Origin of the sequence: Enterobacter cloacae complex sp. SHL022, from assembly GCF_049237785.1 — a bacterium.
GTDB classification, from domain to species: Bacteria; Pseudomonadota; Gammaproteobacteria; order Enterobacterales; family Enterobacteriaceae; genus Enterobacter; species Enterobacter hormaechei_C.
Genome location: NZ_JBMKJH010000003.1, coordinates 441,758 through 453,449, shown reverse-complemented (window position 1 = coordinate 453,449; position 11,692 = coordinate 441,758). Strand labels below are relative to the sequence as shown.

Annotated in this window: 17 protein-coding genes; 12 read left to right on the top strand and 5 right to left on the bottom strand. The window is 53.9% G+C overall.

The window, feature by feature from the left end; genetic code table 11:
- Nucleotides 1-82: 82 nt before the first annotated feature.
- Both yjfN and bsmA read right to left on the bottom strand, forming a co-directional pair.
- Nucleotides 83-358, bottom strand: coding sequence for a DUF1471 family protease activator YjfN (gene yjfN / locus ACOTZD_RS09015; RefSeq protein ID WP_003856009.1), 276 nt, complete (start codon nucleotides 356-358; stop codon nucleotides 83-85).
- A gap of 148 nt (nucleotides 359-506) precedes the next feature.
- Nucleotides 507-836, bottom strand: a complete 330-nt coding sequence (gene bsmA, locus ACOTZD_RS09010) for a biofilm peroxide resistance protein BsmA (RefSeq protein WP_003856011.1) — start codon at nucleotides 834-836, stop codon at nucleotides 507-509.
- A 137-nt stretch (nucleotides 837-973) separates the two neighbouring features.
- Between bsmA and yjfP the strand changes: the two genes are divergently transcribed.
- Complete coding sequence (yjfP, locus tag ACOTZD_RS09005) at nucleotides 974-1,696, top strand: esterase (protein ID WP_023315265.1); 723 nt, start codon at nucleotides 974-976, stop codon at nucleotides 1,694-1,696.
- On the opposite strand, the gene ulaR is transcribed toward yjfP, so the two are convergent.
- Together ulaR and ulaG are read right to left on the bottom strand one after the other, a co-directional pair.
- The gene (ulaR, locus tag ACOTZD_RS09000) at nucleotides 1,693-2,448 is read right to left on the bottom strand and encodes an HTH-type transcriptional regulator UlaR (protein ID WP_003856014.1); all 756 of its coding nucleotides are present in this window, start codon (nucleotides 2,446-2,448) and stop codon (nucleotides 1,693-1,695) included. The genes yjfP and ulaR overlap by 4 nt on opposite strands.
- Nucleotides 2,449-2,558: 110 nt before the next feature.
- Nucleotides 2,559-3,623, bottom strand: coding sequence for an L-ascorbate 6-phosphate lactonase (gene ulaG, locus ACOTZD_RS08995; protein ID WP_032661276.1), 1,065 nt, complete (start codon nucleotides 3,621-3,623; stop codon nucleotides 2,559-2,561).
- Nucleotides 3,624-3,982: 359 nt separating this feature from the next.
- On the opposite strand from ulaG, the gene ulaA reads away from it, so the two are divergent.
- Genes ulaA through ACOTZD_RS08965 form a run of 6 tightly spaced genes read left to right on the top strand, consistent with a single transcriptional unit; the run spans nucleotide 3,983 to nucleotide 8,390 of the window.
- Nucleotides 3,983-5,383 carry a PTS ascorbate transporter subunit IIC gene (gene ulaA / locus ACOTZD_RS08990; protein ID WP_003856019.1) on the top strand — a complete coding sequence of 467 codons (1,401 nt, stop codon included), beginning with the start codon at nucleotides 3,983-3,985 and terminating at the stop codon, nucleotides 5,381-5,383.
- Between the two features lie 12 nt (nucleotides 5,384-5,395).
- Complete coding sequence (gene ulaB / locus ACOTZD_RS08985) at nucleotides 5,396-5,701, top strand: PTS ascorbate transporter subunit IIB (RefSeq protein WP_003856022.1); 306 nt, start codon at nucleotides 5,396-5,398, stop codon at nucleotides 5,699-5,701.
- Nucleotides 5,702-5,710: 9 nt separating this feature from the next.
- The gene (ulaC, locus tag ACOTZD_RS08980) at nucleotides 5,711-6,178 is read left to right on the top strand and encodes a PTS ascorbate transporter subunit IIA (RefSeq protein ID WP_003856024.1); all 468 of its coding nucleotides are present in this window, start codon (nucleotides 5,711-5,713) and stop codon (nucleotides 6,176-6,178) included.
- 12 nt (nucleotides 6,179-6,190) lie between these two features.
- On the top strand, nucleotides 6,191-6,841 hold the full coding sequence (ulaD, locus tag ACOTZD_RS08975) for a 3-keto-L-gulonate-6-phosphate decarboxylase UlaD (protein ID WP_003856025.1): 651 nt from the start codon (nucleotides 6,191-6,193) through the stop codon (nucleotides 6,839-6,841).
- 9 nt (nucleotides 6,842-6,850) lie between these two features.
- Nucleotides 6,851-7,711 (top strand): L-ribulose-5-phosphate 3-epimerase, encoded by an 861-nt coding sequence (locus tag ACOTZD_RS08970; RefSeq protein ID WP_003856027.1) that lies wholly within the window; start codon nucleotides 6,851-6,853, stop codon nucleotides 7,709-7,711.
- Entirely contained in the window at nucleotides 7,704-8,390 is a 687-nt protein-coding gene (locus ACOTZD_RS08965; RefSeq protein ID WP_003856029.1) for an L-ribulose-5-phosphate 4-epimerase, read from the top strand. Before ACOTZD_RS08970 ends, ACOTZD_RS08965 begins: the two co-directional genes overlap by 8 nt.
- A gap of 134 nt (nucleotides 8,391-8,524) precedes the next feature.
- Here the strand turns inward: ACOTZD_RS08965 and yjfY are convergent, their stop codons facing one another.
- On the bottom strand, nucleotides 8,525-8,800 hold the full coding sequence (gene yjfY / locus ACOTZD_RS08960) for a DUF1471 family protein YjfY (protein WP_017383944.1): 276 nt from the start codon (nucleotides 8,798-8,800) through the stop codon (nucleotides 8,525-8,527).
- Nucleotides 8,801-9,140: 340 nt separating this feature from the next.
- Between yjfY and rpsF the strand changes: the two genes are divergently transcribed.
- The 5 genes from rpsF to ACOTZD_RS08935 all read left to right on the top strand — a co-directional run bounded on the left by rpsF (nucleotide 9,141) and on the right by ACOTZD_RS08935 (nucleotide 11,662).
- The gene (rpsF, locus tag ACOTZD_RS08955) at nucleotides 9,141-9,536 is read left to right on the top strand and encodes a 30S ribosomal protein S6 (protein ID WP_003856034.1); all 396 of its coding nucleotides are present in this window, start codon (nucleotides 9,141-9,143) and stop codon (nucleotides 9,534-9,536) included.
- Nucleotides 9,537-9,542: 6 nt separating this feature from the next.
- Nucleotides 9,543-9,857: a primosomal replication protein N gene (priB, locus tag ACOTZD_RS08950; RefSeq protein ID WP_003856035.1), complete on the top strand. Its 315-nt coding sequence runs from the start codon at nucleotides 9,543-9,545 to the stop codon at nucleotides 9,855-9,857.
- A 4-nt stretch (nucleotides 9,858-9,861) separates the two neighbouring features.
- The gene (rpsR, locus tag ACOTZD_RS08945; protein WP_000135199.1) at nucleotides 9,862-10,089 is read left to right on the top strand and encodes a 30S ribosomal protein S18; all 228 of its coding nucleotides are present in this window, start codon (nucleotides 9,862-9,864) and stop codon (nucleotides 10,087-10,089) included.
- A 41-nt stretch (nucleotides 10,090-10,130) separates the two neighbouring features.
- Nucleotides 10,131-10,580, top strand: a complete 450-nt coding sequence (gene rplI / locus ACOTZD_RS08940) for a 50S ribosomal protein L9 (RefSeq protein ID WP_003856039.1) — start codon at nucleotides 10,131-10,133, stop codon at nucleotides 10,578-10,580.
- 152 nt (nucleotides 10,581-10,732) lie between these two features.
- Nucleotides 10,733-11,662: a DMT family transporter gene (locus tag ACOTZD_RS08935; RefSeq protein WP_017383942.1), complete on the top strand. Its 930-nt coding sequence runs from the start codon at nucleotides 10,733-10,735 to the stop codon at nucleotides 11,660-11,662.
- Nucleotides 11,663-11,692: the final 30 nt, after the last annotated feature.

The following is an 11,692-nucleotide window of genomic DNA, read 5'->3' as shown; positions in this document are numbered from 1 at the left end:
TGTTTTCGTTAGGTTTTGGGAAAGATAAAAAATTTGCAAAAGTGAAAAGCCACTAAAATTAAGTGGCTTTTATCGGAAGGGATTAGGCATAAAGAATGGCCTGCACGCGCCAGTGATTAACATGGTGATCTTCCTGCATCTGGACGATGCGATACCAGGATGCGCCCTGTTCATCGGCCTTCAGAGCGACGACACGTTCAACGTCTTGCGGACTCCCCGTGATATTATTGACGGAGATCTGACCAATCTCGTTCAGGCCCGTGACGCAATCCGCGCTGGCAAATTCGGCCGACTGCGCCGTGGTGCTCAGCAGGCCCGCTGAAAGCAATAGCGTCGTTAAAGCAAGGGTTCGTTTCATCGTCAGCTCCTTTTCACGTGTCTCCGGTATCCGCCGGGCAATCCTTCGCGAATAAACTCATTTCCATTGTTGCTGGCATGGAGTTTATTGTGGACAGGAAAATGTCTACGGACGCAAAGCAGTGTAAAAGTCGTTCAAATGATGATGCTTACTTACGGTACAAAATGCCCTGGGCGTACCACTGTCCCGTAATAATGGTTTCATCAATCATCGTGATGACGTAATAATCTGCTTTTGCGGCAACGGCCTGCGCTTCAATTGCGTCTTCTGCATCATCCGGGGAACCACGAACCATCGCGGATACGGTACCCAGGCGTTGTAATCCTTCCGTCTGATTACGACGAATTTCCTGAGGATGATCGGTAACCGGCGGCGCCGGTTCTGGCGTACCCTGCAATACGGAACATCCGCTGAGCAGCGAGACCAGCAATAAAGCGGTAAGCCTGCGCATAAACCTGTCTCTTTTCCTGATAGCCATAGTGTAGTTGTCTGCGAATTTAGTTTTGGGGGAATGTTCCCGAAGTGTTATCTGGGACGTAGATTTCGAATGAAAATATCGTGAAACCGTAATCCAGCTCTCAACATTATGAATCATTCATCAGCACAGGATCGACAATGATTGAAATTGAAACTCGCCAGCTGAGTGAGCATGAAATCATCCATGCTTTTCCGGCTGGTAAAGGTGAACAGCCGCTGCCGACGGTAGTTTTCTATCATGGCTTTCTCTCCTCGAAGCTGGTCTACAGCTATTTTGCCGTCGCGCTGGCGCAGGCCGGTTTCCGGGTGGTCATGCCTGATGCGCCGAATCATGGGGCACGCTTTACGGGCGATGAGCAGGCGCGGCTGGGGCTGTTCTGGCAAACGCTGCACGGCAATCTGACCGAGTTCGCCGGGCTGCGTGACGCGCTCTTGCAGGCCGGGCTGGTGGAGGGGAAACGGCTGGCGGTCGCAGGCGCATCAATGGGCGGAATGACGGCGCTGGGGATCATGGCCAGGCATCCGGAGGTGACGTCCGTGGCTTGCCTGATGGGATCGGGCTACTTTACGTCGCTGGCAAAGACGCTATTCCCGCCGCAGGCCCCTCAGGAGATTGAGACCCTGTTGTCTGAATGGGACGTCAGCCATGCGCTTTCGCAGCTGGCCGATCGTCCGCTGCTGCTGTGGCATGGGGATGCCGACGACGTCGTACCGCCCGGTGAAACGTTCCGCCTGCAACAGGCGCTACAGCGCGAAGGGCTGGACAGTAATCTGACCTGCCTGTGGGGAGCGGGTGTCCGGCACCGTATTACCCCGGCCGCGCTGGAAGCAACCGTGGAATTCTTCCGCCAGCACCTTTAAACGCGCAGCACCGTGACACCCTGATCCTCCAGCTTGCTGAGGATCTCGGGGTTGGCGTTTTTGCCGGTGATCACCATGCTGATTTGCTCGGCGCGGCTGAAAAGCATGCCGGCGCGTTCACCGACCTTGCTGCTGTCGACCAGCACCACCAGCTTGCCCACCACGTTAAGCATGTTCTGCTCTGCCATTGCGGTGAGCATATCGGTTTTATACAGTCCATCCGCCGTCAGGCCTTTGCCGCTGGTAAACATCCAGTGCCCGGCGTAGAGGCTGTTTTCACTGTCCTGCGGGCTCAGGGTGATGGACTGGCTCTTGTTATACTGGCCGCCCATGATCACCACGCTTTCATGTTCCTGGTCAATGAGATAATTGGCCAGCGGCAGATAGTTGGTAATGATTTGCACCGGCTTGCCGCACATTTCACGGCCCAGCAGAAACGCCGTCGAACCGCAGTTGATCACCACGCTCTCCCCGGGATTCACCAGCTGTGACGCCGCTCTGGCAATCCGCACCTTTTCATCGTGATTCTGCGCCTGGTGGATGTTCATCGGCGTCCAGCGTGGACGCTGCTGGCTGATGGCCTCTGCGCCATTGCGGACTTTTTTCAGCTTGCCGCTCTCATCCAGCTTGTTGATATCCCGTCGCGCGGTAGCGGGGGAGATCCCTAAACGTTCGATCACTTTCTCGACGGTGATAAACCCTGTTTGCGCCAGGAGTTCCAGTAAAATTTGATGCCGTTGCGCTTCCGTCATGAGCTATTCCGATAAGAATTGATTTGAAAAGATGATATTTGAAATAGCGTGAAATTACTAAAATAAAAATGACATCGCCAGACGCAGGGTCTGGCGATTGGGCCTCGGTATCAGAGGAAGGACTTGAACGGCAGATCGGGTTCAATCGTAAAGCAATCATCGAAACCACGCGGGTAGTGATACTCAAGATTGTCTTTATCCAGCGGCCAGGTGAACTTGCCGCCAACCTGCCAGATGAACGGCTTGAAGCCAAACTTGAGGCGGTCTTTTTTCATCTCCCACAGGACGCGGATCTCTTGCGGATCGGCCTGGAAGTTTGACCAGATATCATGGTGGAACGGGATCACCACTTTGGTGTTCAGCGCTTCGGCCATACGCAGCATATCCGCGCTGGTCATTTTGTCGGTGATCCCGCGCGGGTTTTCACCGTAAGAGCCAAGCGCCACGTCAATCTGGTGCTCGTTACCGTGCTTCGCGTAGTAGTTGGAGTAGTGGGAGTCACCGCTGTGATACAGGGAACCGCCAGGCGTTTTGAACAGATAGTTCACTGCGCGCTCGTCCATCCCGTCTGGCAGTACGCCTGCGGCTTTCTGATCGGCAGGCAGGGTGATCAGCGCGGTGCGGTCAAAGGCATCCAGCGCGTGAATCTCAATGTCTTTGATTTTCACCACGTCGCCCGGCTTCATCACGATGCAGCGCTCTTTTGGCACGCCCCAGCCAATCCACAAATCCACGCAGGTCTGCGGCCCGATAAACGGTACGTCGTCCGCGCAGTTTTGCATTACCGCTGCCGCCACGTTCACGTCGATATGATCGTTGTGATCGTGGGTAGAGAGAACGGCGTCGATCTGGCGAATGGCAAAAGGATCAAGCACAAAAGGCGTGGTGCGCAGGTTCGGCTGGAGCTTTTCAACGCCGGCCATACGCTGCATCTGGTGGCCTTTTTTCATCAGTGGATTGCCGTGGCTCTGTTTGCCGGTGCCGCACCAGAAATCAACACAAATGTTGGCGCCGCCTTCTGATTTCAGCCAGATCCCGGTGCAGCCCAGCCACCACATCGCAAATGTGCCAGGAGCAACCTGTTCCTGCTCGATCTCTTCGTTCAGCCAGCTACCCCACTCCGGAAAGGTACTCAGAATCCATGATTCACGGGTGATGGTTTTCACTTTACTCATCGTTTGACTCCTGGTTTTAATCAAAATTAATCATACTGTGACTTGTTGTGATTAATGCTGGCACTGTTTAAACCGATTTGCAATGGCTTATTTACGGAAAATTCCCCTCGTCACATCACAGAAAAAACATCATGACGTTGATAAGATAACCGCTATAAATGATTAATATACTGAAAATTAAGAATTTATTTATTGGATTGGTTCGGTAGTGAAAATCATTACTAACGCCATGGAAATAAATTGCGTGATCCGTCACAAATAATCAAATGCAATCTTGTGATGATTATTTGTGATTAATAGAGTGATGACACCAACCACACAGGGATTGCCCCTCGTGTTCTCATTTTCTGGAGAGAGTTATGGAGATCCTCTACAACGTCTTTACCGTTTTCTTTAATCAGGTAATGACCAACGCCCCGCTGTTGCTGGGTATCGTGACGTGCCTGGGGTACATCCTGCTGCGCAAAAGCGTCAGCGTGATTATCAAAGGCACCATCAAAACCATCATTGGTTTTATGCTGTTGCAGGCGGGGTCTGGCATTCTGACCAGCACGTTTAAGCCGGTTGTTGCCAAAATGTCAGAGGTGTACGGCATTAACGGCGCCATCTCTGACACTTACGCGTCCATGATGGCCACCATCGATCGCATGGGAGATGCATACAGCTGGGTTGGGTATGCGGTACTGCTCGCGCTGGCGCTGAACATCATTTACGTGCTCCTGCGCCGTATCACCGGTATTCGCACCATCATGCTCACCGGGCACATCATGTTCCAGCAGGCGGGTCTGATTGCCGTTTCTCTCTATATCTTCGGCTACCCAATGTGGACCACGGTCATCTGCACGGCAGTGCTGGTCTCACTTTACTGGGGCATCACCTCCAACATGATGTATAAGCCAACGCAGGACGTTACGGACGGCTGCGGTTTCTCCATCGGTCACCAGCAGCAGTTCGCCTCCTGGATTGCTTACAAAGTCGCGCCGTACCTGGGCAAAAAAGAGGAGAGTGTTGAAGATCTCAAATTGCCTGGCTGGCTGAATATCTTCCACGACAACATCGTCTCCACGGCAATTGTGATGACCATCTTCTTCGGCGCTATCCTGCTCTCCTTTGGCATTGACGTGGTGCAGGCGATGGCGGGTAAAACCCACTGGACGGTCTATATCCTGCAAACCGGTTTCTCCTTCGCTGTTGCTATTTTCATCATCACCCAGGGCGTGCGTATGTTCGTCGCCGAACTGTCGGAAGCGTTTAATGGCATCTCCCAGCGCCTGATCCCTGGCGCGGTGCTGGCGATTGACTGTGCGGCTATCTATAGCTTTGCGCCAAACGCCGTTGTCTGGGGCTTTATGTGGGGCACCATCGGCCAGCTGATTGCGGTCGGCATTCTGGTGGGCTGTGGCTCCTCAATCCTGATTATTCCTGGCTTTATCCCGATGTTCTTCTCCAACGCCACTATCGGCGTGTTTGCTAACCACTTCGGCGGATGGCGCGCAGCGCTCAAGATCTGCCTGGTGATGGGCATGGTTGAAATCTTCGGGTGCGTGTGGGCGGTCAAGCTCACCGGCATGAGCGCCTGGATGGGCATGGCGGACTGGTCAATTCTGGCGCCGCCGATGATGCAGGGCTTTGCGTCCGTCGGGCTGGTCTTTATGGCCGTCATCATCCTGATTGCCCTGGCTTATATGTTCTTCGCTGGCCGTTCGCTGCGGGCTGAAGAAGATGCAGAAAAACAAACAGCAGAAGTGTCTGCTCATTAAGGAGTTTCGATTATGACCGTACGTATCCTGGCTGTGTGTGGCAATGGGCAAGGTAGCTCCATGATCATGAAGATGAAAGTGGACCAGTTTTTAACCCAGTCAAACATTGACCACACGGTGAACAGCTGCGCAGTGGGTGAATACAAAAGTGAACTGAACGGCGCGGACATCATCATCGCCTCAACGCACATTGCCGGCGAGATTAGCGTGTCGGGCAACAAATACGTGGTAGGCGTACGCAACATGCTGTCGCCTGCGGATTTCGGACCAAAGCTGCTGGAAGTGATCAAAGAACACTTCCCACAAGACGTGAAGTAAGGATGCCACATGAAACTACGTGATTCGCTGGCAGAGAATAACTCCATCCTTTTACAGGCCGAAGCCAGCACCTGGCAGGAAGCGGTGAAGCTGAGCGTGGATCTGCTGGTTAAGGCTGACGTTGTCGAGCCGCGTTACTACCAGGCGATTCTGGATGGCGTGGCGCAGCATGGCCCTTACTTTGTGATTGCGCCAGGCCTGGCGATGCCGCATGGCCGCCCGGAAGAGGGCGTCAAGAAAACCGGCTTCGCGCTGGTGACGTTGAAAACGCCGCTGGTGTTTAACCACGAAGATAACGACCCGGTCGACATCCTTATCACTATGGCGGCTGTCGATGCCAATACCCACCAGGAGGTGGGCATCATGCAGATCGTCAATCTGTTTGATGATGAAGCTAATTTTGACCGTTTACGCGCCTGCCGTACCGCGCAGGACGTGCTGGATTTAATTGATAACGCCACTGCGGCGGCCGTTTAAGAGGAATTTAAAATGTCATTACCAATGTTGCAGGTCGCGCTGGATAACCAGACTCTGTCTCACGCTTACGAAACCACCCGTCTGATTGCGGAAGAAGTGGACATCATCGAAGTCGGCACCATTCTGTGCGTGGGCGAAGGCGTTCGTGCGGTTCGTGACCTGAAGGCGCTCTATCCGCATAAAATCGTGCTGGCGGATGCCAAAATCGCCGATGCGGGCAAAATTCTCTCTCGCATGTGCTTTGAAGCCAACGCCGACTGGGTCACCGTGATCTGCTGTGCGGATATCAACACTGCGAAAGGCGCGCTGGACGTGGCGAAGGAGTTCAATGGCGACGTGCAGATTGAACTGACCGGTTTCTGGACCTGGGAGCAGGCGCAGGAGTGGCGCGAAGCAGGTATCCAGCAGGTGGTTTATCACCGCAGCCGTGATGCGCAGGCCGCAGGCGTGGCGTGGGGTGAAGCCGATATCAGCGCGATCAAACGTCTGGCCGATATGGGCTTCAAAGTGACCGTAACCGGTGGCCTGGCGCTGGAAGATCTGCCGCTGTTCAAGGGGATTCCAATTCACGTCTTTATTGCCGGTCGTAGCATTCGCGATGCGGAATCTCCGGTGGAAGCGGCGCGTCAGTTTAAACGCTCAATCGCTCAGCTTTGGGGTTAAGGAGCGGGTATGTTGTCAAAACAGGTCCCGCTTGGCATCTATGAAAAGGCACTCCCTGCGGGGGAGTGCTGGCTGGAGCGGTTACAGCTGGCGAAGCAGCTGGGTTTCGATTTTGTCGAAATGTCGCTGGATGAGACGGACGAGCGTCTTGCTCGCCTGGACTGGAGCCGCGACCAGCGTCTGGCGCTGGTGAGCGCCATTGCCGAAACCGGCGTGCGCGTGCCATCCATGTGCCTGAGCGCTCATCGTCGTTTTCCGCTTGGCAGCGAAGATGATGCCGTACGCGCCGAAGGGCTGGAGATCATGCGTAAAGCTATTCGCTTCGCACAGGATGTCGGCATCCGCGTGATCCAACTGGCGGGTTATGATGTTTACTATCAGGAAGCCAATGATGAAACGCGCCGTCGTTTCCGTGACGGCCTGAAAGAGAGCGTTGAGATGGCAAGCCGTGCGCAGGTGACGCTGGCGATGGAGATCATGGATTATCCGTTGATGAACTCCATCAGCAAGGCGCTGGGCTACGCGCACTATCTGAATAACCCGTGGTTCCAGCTTTATCCGGATATCGGCAACCTGTCGGCATGGGATAACGACGTACAGATGGAGCTTCAGGCGGGCATCGGGCATATCGTGGCGGTGCACGTTAAAGATACCCGTCCCGGCGTGTTTAAAAACGTACCGTTCGGCACCGGGGTGGTGGATTTCGAACGGTGCTTCCAGACGCTCAAACAGACAGGTTATTGCGGGCCTTACCTGATTGAGATGTGGAGCGAAACCGCGGACGATCCGGCGGCAGAAGTGGCGAAAGCCCGGGACTGGGTGTGCGAGCGCATGGCGCGGGCAGGACTGATGGAGGCGGAACATGCTTAAGCTGAAACAGCAGGTCTTTGAAGCCAATATGGATCTCCCGCGCTATGGACTGGTGACGTTTACGTGGGGCAACGTAAGCGCCATCGATCGCGAGCAGGGGCTGGTGGTGATTAAGCCGAGCGGCGTGGCCTATGACGCCATGAAAGCGGACGATATGGTGGTGGTTGACCTGGAAGGACTGGTCGTTGAAGGCAAATGGCGTCCTTCTTCTGATACGGCAACCCATCTGGCGCTGTACCAGCGTTACCCGTCCTTGGGGGGGATTGTACATACCCATTCCACGCACGCCACCGCCTGGGCACAGGCCGGGCTGGCGATCCCTGCTTTGGGTACAACGCACGCGGACTACTTCTTCGGTGATATTCCCTGCACGCGGGCGTTAACGCAGACTGAGGTCGAAGGCGAGTACGAACTTAACACCGGCAGGGTCATTATCGAAACGCTGGGTGAGACGGAACCACTGCATACGCCGGGTATTGTGGTGTACCAGCATGGTCCATTCTCCTGGGGTAAAGATGCGCATGACGCCGTGCATAACGCGGTGGTGATGGAAGAGGTGGCCAGAATGGCGTGGATTGCGCGCGGCATTAACCCACAGCTTCAGGGCATTGATGATTATCTGATGAACAAGCATTTCATGCGTAAGCACGGCCCGAATGCTTATTACGGGCAGAAGTGAATAAGTGCTCTGGAATACCGAAACAGTTGTAACCGGTGGTATTCCGGAGCCATTCATAAAAAAGCCCCCGGGCAGGGGGCAAATTATATATGCCTTTGATTTTCTTTGGCTTTCCTGGTGCTAGCGATAAAGCGTTACTGGTAAATATCTGCACTGGCGTGCATATTACCGTTGCTGCCGGGCTCACGTGTCAGCATGACGTGATAGTATTTTGCGCCCTGCGCATCGGTTTCTTCATTAAGCGCCTGATCTGCTTCACTTTCAGTGGCGAAGTTATGATTGATGTAAATAACGCCTAAGCTCTGCACATCATCCATGTTTCTGGCCTGTTGGCTGTCTATTCTGATGGCTGCCATCGCGTTTGCACTGAGCAAAAGCGCAGCCAAAATGGCGATTGCGATTCTTTTCATGATATGCGCTCCACGACTGCGTGCTGTGATACGGGGGAATGCTCTCCTTCTCTGTTCAGGGTTTCTGATTAAAGTGTAATCGCTACCCGGGTTGGGATGGGTGACCATTTCTGATGATGTTGTTCAAAAAAACAGCGCTTCTGATGAGTGCGATTTTAAATCACCCACTTAGAACAGCTTTACCCTTTGTGCGAATTATTTGTGCAATCAGCTTGAGTTTCCTGGGGGGCGCAAGTATTATGACGCGTCAATTTTTCAGCCGACCTTTAACACGTTCCTTGCCTCCCCGGGCCTCGGCTGACCCAGACAGGAGGCTGAATAATCCGTAAGGAGCAATTCGATGCGTCATTACGAAATCGTTTTTATGGTCCACCCTGACCAGAGCGAACAGGTTCCGGGCATGATCGAGCGTTACTCTGCTGCCATCACTGGTGCAGAAGGCACGATCCACCGTCTGGAAGACTGGGGCCGCCGTCAGCTGGCTTACCCGATCAACAAACTGCACAAAGCACACTACGTTCTGATGAACGTTGAAGCTCCGCAGGAAGTGATCGATGAGCTGGAAACTACCTTCCGCTTCAACGATGCCGTTATCCGCAGCATGGTTATGCGTACCAAACACGCAGTGACCGAAGCATCTCCGATGGTTAAAGCGAAAGACGAGCGCCGTGAGCGTCGCGATGATTTCGCAAACGAAACCGCAGATGATTCTGATGCTGGGGATTCTGAAGAGTAATTTCTGATGACCAACCGTCTGGTGTTGTCCGGCACCGTGTGCAGGACCCCCCTTCGAAAGGTCAGCCCATCAGGAATTCCGCATTGCCAGTTCGTGCTTGAGCATCGTTCTGTGCAAGAGGAAGCCGGGTTTCACCGGCAGGCGTGGTGCCAAATGCCCGTAATTATTAGCGGACACGAAAACCAGGCCATTACTCACAGTTTAACGGTCGGTAGCGCAGTAATCGTTCAGGGGTTCATTTCTTGCCACAAGGCAAAGAACGGCCTGAGCAAAATGGTTCTGCATGCCGAGCAGATTGATTTGATAGATTCTGGAGACTAGCCATATGGCACGTTATTTCCGTCGTCGCAAGTTCTGCCGTTTCACCGCGGAAGGCGTTCAAGAGATCGACTATAAAGATATCGCAACGCTGAAAAACTACATCACCGAAAGCGGTAAGATTGTCCCAAGCCGTATCACCGGTACTCGTGCAAAATATCAGCGTCAGCTGGCTCGCGCTATCAAACGCGCTCGCTACCTGTCTCTGCTGCCGTACACTGATCGTCATCAGTAATCGGGCACGGTCCATTAATACGACTTTAAGAGGATAAGGTAATGCAAGTTATTCTGCTTGATAAAGTAGCAAACCTGGGCAGCCTGGGTGATCAGGTAAACGTTAAAGCGGGTTACGCTCGTAACTTCCTGGTTCCACAGGGTAAAGCTGTTCCAGCTACTAAGAAAAACGTAGAGTTTTTCGAAGCACGTCGTGCTGAACTGGAAGCCAAACTGGCTGACGTTCTGGCGGCTGCTAACGCTCGCGCTGAAGCAATCAACGCACTGGGCACCGTTACCATCGCGTCCAAAGCTGGCGACGAAGGTAAACTGTTCGGTTCCATCGGTACCCGCGATATCGCTGATGCAGTTACTGCGGCAGGCGTTAAAGTGGCTAAGAGCGAAGTTCGTCTGCCGAACGGCGTTCTGCGTACCACTGGTGAGCACGAAGTTGACTTCCAGGTTCACAGCGAAGTGTTCGCTAAACTGGTTGTTAACGTAGTAGCTGAGTAATTTTTTACTCTGCTCGCGTCGAAGCGCCGGCCTTGTGCCGGCGTTTTGCTTTTTAGCGTGACCCTGCGTCATCTTTTGCTCTTGTAAGGTCGCTATTCCTGACGCATTCTCTGATAATAAATTGAAACGCAATTTTATTTATGAGATTTGTCATGGATACTGCTCTGCCCACGCCCGTCTTTGCCCGTCGAAATGTGGCCTATGCCTGCGCCACGCTCTGCTGTCTGCTTTGGGGAAGCTCGTACCCGGCCATTAAAAGTGGCTACGAACTCTTTCAGATCGCGACCGATGATATCCCCTCCAAAGTCGTCTTTGCCGGATACCGTTTTCTGTTTGCCGGCGCGTTGCTGCTGCTTTTTGCCCTGGCCCAGCGAAAACCGATTGGCAGGCTCACGCCCACGCAGTTTGGCCAGCTCACGATCCTCGGACTGACCCAGACCTCCCTCCAGTACACCTTCTTTTATATCGGCCTGGCCTACACGACCGGGGTGAACGGCTCCATCATGAATGCCACCGGGACCTTCTTCAGCGTGCTGCTGGCGCACTTTATCTACCACAACGACAAACTCAGCTATAACAAAACGCTGGGGTGTGTTCTGGGCTTTGCCGGGGTGATGCTGGTGAACTTCCACAGCGGGTTAAGTGAGTTCCAGTTTGTGTGGAAAGGTGACGGATTTGTGGTGCTGGCCGCCTTTATTCTCTCTGCGGCCACGCTTTACGGGAAACGCATTTCCCAGACCGTTGACCCGACGGTGATGACGGGATGGCAGCTGGGGATAGGCGGGGCGGCACTGGTTGCGGGAGGCTATGCCACGGGCGGGACGCTGGAGGTGCACAGCATGAAAGCCGTCGCCGTGCTGGGGTATCTGACGCTGCTCTCATCCGTGGCGTTCGCCCTGTGGAGCGCGCTGCTGAAAGTAAACCGCGTGAGTATGATTGCCCCGTTCAACTTTGTCATACCTGTAGCAGGGACGGTGCTCTCCGCCATCTTCCTCGGCGAAAACATTCTGGACATCAAATACGCGATTGCGCTGGTGCTGGTCTGCTCGGGGATCTGGTGGGTGAATAAACGGCGTGCCTGAGAACAAAAGTGCCGGGTGGCGGCATCGCCT